This is a genomic window from Psychrobacter phenylpyruvicus DSM 7000 = NBRC 102152, assembly GCF_000685805.1.
In the GTDB taxonomy this organism is placed as follows: domain Bacteria; phylum Pseudomonadota; class Gammaproteobacteria; order Pseudomonadales; family Moraxellaceae; genus Psychrobacter; species Psychrobacter phenylpyruvicus.
Genome location: NZ_JMKP01000099.1, coordinates 1 through 1266 on the forward strand (window position 1 = coordinate 1; position 1266 = coordinate 1266).

Annotated in this window: 2 protein-coding genes; both read left to right on the forward strand. The window is 39.3% G+C overall.

The genetic code is table 11. The features are described from left to right. The first annotated feature begins 339 nt into the window (after positions 1–339). The gene (locus G561_RS15430; protein ID WP_147286699.1) at positions 340–552 is read left to right on the forward strand and encodes a hypothetical protein; all 213 of its coding nucleotides are present in this window, start codon (positions 340–342) and stop codon (positions 550–552) included. A gap of 102 nt (positions 553–654) precedes the next feature. Further along, positions 655–1248 carry an HNH endonuclease gene (locus G561_RS0113590; protein WP_028860004.1) on the forward strand — a complete coding sequence of 198 codons (594 nt, stop codon included), beginning with the start codon at positions 655–657 and terminating at the stop codon, positions 1246–1248. Positions 1249–1266 lie beyond the last annotated feature (18 nt).

Consider the following 1266-nt stretch of genomic DNA (forward strand, 5'->3'; position numbering starts at 1 on the left):
TGAGTTTGAGAGACGATACTATGATAGCCTTAATGAGTCAGACAAAGCTGCCTGACTCAAGCAATCCACTCTCCGATATAGTCGGGGCGGTTCAACTAAAACAACTGGGGGATAATTAATATGAGTTTGGAGAAAATTGAGAAATTACTTGATAAACAAGAGTATCCTGTAATTCGAAAAAAAATAAATAAAAGACAAGAAACAATGGAAATCCTTACTAAATTAGGTGTTAAAAGTAATAGTGAATTCATGGAGTTATATTCAAGATATTTTCTTAGAGCACTTGATCGCAATGATGATACTTATCCATTGACAGATCCTTTTCTTATGGAAACTGATATGGCTCATAAACACTGGGGTATACCCAAAAATTTTATTCTATTTAGTACGGGTTCTACTGAGGGCGGTTATCTCTACAACACAGAAGACGATAGTGTCTGGGATTTCAACTTGGGTGAGCAACAGCAACTGATTGACGGTACTTTACCGCACTGGAATAGCTTCTATGAGTTTATGGAGTGGTACTTAGATACCTCAGAGGATGAAGATTAAGCCAGTTTGACATATCTTAATGCGAAAGCCTGACAGTATAAGTCGGGCTTTTTAGTTCATTGGCACCATTCACGCCAAGATGGTCGTGGTGGTGCAACTGCAGTGACAGGTAAGCCAAAACCTGATAGTGGTATTGGTGCTGCTGAAACAGGTGGCGCTATATTAGCAGTTGGTAGTGAAGAGGCTCAAAACCCTAAAGGTATTTACGATTCTAGAGGTCAACGTTCGGATTTAGAGGCAGTGTATGGCGAAAACAATGTTACCTCTACAACGGTTCCTAAAAAACCACAGCAAGCTAGCACCAATAGAGCCGATGTTAGTGTAGATATGAATGGTAATAAAGCAGTAGAATTAACCTTGAAAGATGGTACAGTAAAAAGGATACCTTATGATAGTCGAGGTTTAGCAATTTTTGATGATGTTGTTGTATTTACAACCAAAATTGATACGACAAAAAGTTATACAGGTCAAATGCGACAAGCATCATTGGATATGTGGAAGGCAATTAAGGATGATCCTATTGCTCAGAGTAAGTTTACTAGTTCTCAGTTAGATAGTTTGAAACGTGGAAAAGCGAAAGTTGAAGGATATACTTGGCATCACAACGCTCAATCAGCACCTGAACCGCCCCGACTATATCGGAGAGTGGATTGCTTGAGTCAGGCAGCTTTGTCTGACTCATTAAGGCTATCATAGTATCGTCTCTCAAACTCA